Source organism: Inquilinus sp., from assembly GCF_057815775.1.
Genome location: NZ_JBYRFX010000029.1, coordinates 1 through 4380 on the forward strand (window position 1 = coordinate 1; position 4380 = coordinate 4380).

Annotated in this window: 5 protein-coding genes and 1 tRNA gene; 2 read left to right on the forward strand and 4 right to left on the reverse strand. The window is 65.3% G+C overall.

The genetic code is table 11. The features are described 5' to 3' along the window. Positions 1-95 precede the first annotated feature (95 nt). From AC3XYG_RS01085 to AC3XYG_RS01100, 4 genes are all read right to left on the reverse strand, one after another. Positions 96-548: a DUF2231 domain-containing protein gene (locus tag AC3XYG_RS01085; RefSeq protein ID WP_489137963.1), complete on the reverse strand. Its 453-nt coding sequence runs from the start codon at positions 546-548 to the stop codon at positions 96-98. Between the two features lie 147 nt (positions 549-695). Further along, positions 696-1163 (reverse strand): carboxypeptidase-like regulatory domain-containing protein, encoded by a 468-nt coding sequence (locus AC3XYG_RS01090; RefSeq protein ID WP_489137964.1) that lies wholly within the window; start codon positions 1161-1163, stop codon positions 696-698. Between the two features lie 139 nt (positions 1164-1302). Further along, positions 1303-1378 (reverse strand) — tRNA-Ala (locus AC3XYG_RS01095). Positions 1379-1485: 107 nt separating this feature from the next. Further along, positions 1486-1962 carry a TIGR02300 family protein gene (locus tag AC3XYG_RS01100; RefSeq protein WP_489137965.1) on the reverse strand — a complete coding sequence of 159 codons (477 nt, stop codon included), beginning with the start codon at positions 1960-1962 and terminating at the stop codon, positions 1486-1488. A gap of 263 nt (positions 1963-2225) precedes the next feature. Here AC3XYG_RS01100 and cmk point away from each other — a divergent pair, with 263 nt between their 5' ends. Both cmk and AC3XYG_RS01110 read left to right on the forward strand, forming a co-directional pair. After that, positions 2226-2870, forward strand: a complete 645-nt coding sequence (cmk, locus tag AC3XYG_RS01105; protein WP_489137966.1) for a (d)CMP kinase — start codon at positions 2226-2228, stop codon at positions 2868-2870. Positions 2871-2995: 125 nt separating this feature from the next. Then, positions 2996-4380: 30S ribosomal protein S1 (locus AC3XYG_RS01110; RefSeq protein ID WP_489137967.1), on the forward strand; the 1385-nt coding region annotated here is incomplete at its 3' end.

Sequence of the window (4380 nt, forward strand, 5' to 3'; positions counted from 1 at the left end):
CTGGGGATCGAAGGAATCATCATTGCAGGCCGCAAGAGCCAGGGCCGACAGGCAGGCCGCCGCCAGCCAGGCTCGCTTGAGATCAAGCCGGTCGATCATCGCGGGGTCCCTCCCACGCCGGGATGGAGGATCATCGACCAGCCCATCAGGCCGGTGATGAGCAGGATGGCCGTGACGGCCGCCGAAAGCGCCAGGCCCCACGGAACCACCGAGGTCCAGGCGTCCCGCGTGTGCACAAGCATGTTGATCGTGGCCAGGATCAACGCGACCGCGTTACCGATCAGATAGGGCCACACCGAGCCTCTGGGCCGCAGCACGCGACGGCTCAGGAGTTCGATCAGCCCGATGATTGCCGCGACATACCCGACAATCACGCCGGCTGAGACCAGCCAGGCCGAAAAATCGGCCCACATCATCTCGGCGGATCGCCAATAGGCGATATCGGTCAGGAGCGCGCCGGCGAAACACGCGCTGGCAACAGGCGCGATCAGCGGATGGAAGGGCTGCCTGGCCCCTCGAACATTCGAATGGAGGCTTGCGCTGGACATCGTGGCGCCTCGCAGGTCGGATCGGATACGGTATTGTCCGAACATTGCCGCGTGCGAAGCAGTTCCCTGGCCGGGGCTTGCGGGCCCGATCGAACCGGTTTGGCGTCTCGGGCCGGCCCGACATCCGGCCGGCGTCGAATCCATTACTCAGCCGGGAATGAGCTCGACATTCACGTCGATGGTCTTGCCGGATTCAATCTTCAGGCCGTGTTTGGCGCAGGGTTCGTAATCAGCGCCATTGTACGAAGCCGTGTAGGTGCCCACCGGCAAGCCGGAGCATTGGTATCCTCCCGATTGGTCGGTCATGACCTCCTGGGGGCCCTGCAAGCTTGGGGATGTCATTGCGACAATGACGTCCGGTACGGGCCGCCTCGTGGTGGCGTCCAGCACGAGGCCTTTTATTCCGCCGGTGGATGACATGGGCTTCCTCTCGAACGTCACGCCGGAGTCAAAGCCTGCCGCCTGGTCCGAGCCGCGGCCATCGCGACTCTCCACGCATTCCGAGGCCCTGTACACAGCTGGAGAGAGCGGCTCGCGGGCCCGGCTGCGGACGTGCCGCTGATTCGGGCCGAGGCGACAGCAGACGGGACGGCACGCAAAGATCGGCCCGGCCATCCGGCAGGGTGTATTCGGGCCATCGATGCCCGCGTCACGTCCGTCGGCGCCAAGTCGACGACGATACCGGGGGCACACTCGCTGTGGAGGCCGAAAAGAAAAAGGGCCTAGCCGTTTCCGGCTAAGCCCTTTTTTGACTTGGTGGAGCCAAGCGGGATCGAACCGCTGACCTCTACAATGCCATTGTAGCGCTCTCCCAGCTGAGCTATGGCCCCGAAACTCTGGGTCGACACCTTCCCGGCCGGTTCGGCTGGGGTGGGTCGGCGGAGGCGGATCTTATTCATCCGCCCCGCCTATGCAAGAGGTATTTTCAAGAAATCGATCAGCGGTTCCGTTCTTCGCCGTCATCCTCGATTTCGACGTCGACATCGTCCTCGCCAAGGTCGTCGACATCCTCGATCAGGGCGTCTTCTTCCTCTTCGACCAGATCGGGATCCTCGTCGAATTCATCGACCGGAGCCTTCTCCTTCGGCGCGACGACACCGTCCTCGTCGACCAGGGTCTCGTCGAGGTCGCCCTCGTCGATCACCTCAACCTCTTCCACGGCCTCCTCGGCCGCTTCTTCCTCTTCGGCTTCCTCGTCGAGCAACTGATCGGCGTCTTCGTCAGCGACGACGGCGCGAGCCTTGACCGGCGGTTCATCGATGATCGCCGAGCGCGACCGGCGCGACTTCAGGAAGGCCTCCGGGTCGTACTCGGTGCCGCATTTCGGGCAGACGATCGGGTCTCGCTGCAAATCGTAGTAGCGGGCCCCGCAATTGTGGCAGATGCGCTTGGCGCCCCATTCAGGCTTCGCCACGCCGAGCCTCCTCGGATCATGTCAGGATTAGAGGGCGCCATCTGCCATGGCCTGGGCCGCCTGTCAAAAACAAAACGTCCAAAAATAGTAACGTGGGCGAAAACCGGCTGCCGCCGTTCCGCCTATGCCGCATCCATGCTATCAGCCGGTCCGGCAGTTCCCGCCCCGCCATGACAGGGGCGCCGACAGGGGGATGGTGTGTTGCGTCAGACGATTTTGCGCCCGACGGTCTTGCAGGGCGCCGGCGCCCGGATCGAGGCCGCATGACCGTGATCGCCATCGACGGCACCGCCGCCTCGGGCAAGGGCACGCTGGCCCGCCGCCTCGCCACCGCCTACGGCTTCGACCATCTCGACACCGGGCTGCTTTACCGCGCCGTCGGCCTGGCCGTGCTGCGCGCCGGCGGCAATCCGGAAGACCCGATCGCCGGCCTCGCCGCGGTCCTGGCGCTCGACCCGGCCAAGCTGGACGACCCGGAACTGCGCGACGATGCCGCGGCCCAGGCCGCCAGCCGCGTGTCGGCCATTCCCGGCGTGCGCACCGCGCTGCTGGATTTCCAGCGCAGGTTTGCGGCGCAGCCGCCGGGGGCGGTGCTGGACGGCCGCGACATCGGCACCGTGATCTGCCCCGACGCGCCGGCCAAGGTGTTCGTCACGGCGACTCTCGAGACCCGGGCCGAACGCCGGTGGAAGGAGTTGCTACAGCGCGGCCACAAGGCTATATACGACGAGGTCTTTGACGACCTGAGACAGAGAGACGAGCGCGATCGTCGCCGCGCCGTGGCCCCCTTGGTCCCGGCGAGCGACGCTTTTCTGTTGGATACTAGCCAATTGTCGGCGGACCAGGTGTTCGACCAGGCGCTGGCTTATGTATCCCGCCGGATCGGCCCGCCGCGCGACGCCGTCTGATCTCCGGACCGTTGCAAGACCATCATGATGGAGATACGGGCATTGGGCCCGGCCCGGCCATCGCGCTCTCCCAGGCGGGACGACCCGCCGGCGCGACGACCGGTTCGTCTCTAACGGGAGTTTTCATGGCTACCAGTTCCGCCGCCGTCAAATCGGTCGAGAAGGAAAGCTTCGCCGCCCTTCTCGAAGAGTCGCTCGGCCAGTCCGAGAGCTTCGAAGGTACCGTCGTCAAGGGCCGGGTGATCTCGGTCGACAACGACATGGTGCTCATCGACGTTGGGCTGAAGTCCGAGGGGCGCGTGGCGCTCAAGGAATTCGCCGTTCCCGGCCAGGTCGTCGAGCTTGTCCCCGGTGACACCGTCGAGGTGTTCATCGAGCGCATGGAAGACAAGAACGGCGAAGCCGTCCTGTCTCGCGAAAAGGCCAAGCGCGAAGAGTCCTGGACCGCGCTCGAGAAGTCGTTCACCGACCAGCTCCGCGTCACCGGCATCATCTTCGGCAAGGTCAAGGGCGGCTTCACGGTCGACCTGAACGGCGCCGTCGCGTTCCTGCCGGGCAGCCAGGTCGACATCCGGCCGGTGCGCGACATCAGCCCGCTGATGGGCACGCCGCAGCCGTTCCAGATCCTCAAGATGGACCGCTCGCGCGGCAACATCGTGGTCTCGCGCCGCGCCGTGCTCGAAGAGAGCCGGGCCGAAGCGCGCTCCGAGCTCGTGGCCAACCTCAAGGAAGGCCAGATCCTCGAGGGCGTGGTCAAGAACATCACCGACTACGGCGCCTTCGTCGATCTCGGCGGCGTCGATGGCCTGCTGCACGTCACCGACATCGCGTGGCGCCGCATCAACCATCCGTCCGAGGCGCTGCAGATCGGCCAGGCCGTCAAGGTCCAGGTCGTCCGCTTCAACCCGGAGACCCAGCGCATCAGCCTCGGCATGAAGCAGCTCGAGGCCGATCCGTGGGAAGGTGTGGTCGCCAAGTACCCGGCGGGCGCCCGTTTCCGCGGCCGCGTGACCAACATCACCGACTACGGCGCCTTCGTCGAGCTGGAGCCGGGCATCGAAGGCCTGGTCCATGTCAGCGAAATGAGCTGGACCAAGAAGAACGTCCACCCGGGCAAGATCGTCAGCACCAGCCAAGAAGTCGAGGTCAAGGTGCTCGAAGTCGACGAGGAAAAGCGTCGCATTTCGCTCGGCCTCAAGCAGGCCCAGTCGAACCCGTGGGCCGACTTTGCCGACAAGCATCCGGTCGGCACCGAAGTCGATGGCGAGGTCAAGAATTCGACCGAATTCGGCTTGTTCATCGGTCTCGATGGCGACGTCGACGGCATGGTCCACATGTCCGATATCGCCTGGGGCGTGTCGGGTGAGGAAGCGCTCGCGCTTCATCACAAGGGCGAGACGGTCAAGGCCGTCGTGCTCGATATCGATACCGATAAGGAGCGTATCTCGCTCGGCATGAAGCAGCTTGAGCGCGGCGGCGTTGCCGGTGCGGCGGCGGGCGGCGGCGGCGA

Excerpts from the sequence above, each read along its gene's own strand:
- AC3XYG_RS01085 (WP_489137963.1), bottom strand. The coding sequence starts at position 548 with ATGTCCAGCGCAAGCCTCCATTCGAATGTTCGAGGGGCCAGGCAGCCC.
- cmk (WP_489137966.1), top strand. The coding sequence starts at position 2,226 with ATGACCGTGATCGCCATCGACGGCACCGCCGCCTCGGGCAAGGGCACG.
- AC3XYG_RS01090 (WP_489137964.1), bottom strand. The coding sequence starts at position 1,163 with ATGGCCGGGCCGATCTTTGCGTGCCGTCCCGTCTGCTGTCGCCTCGGC.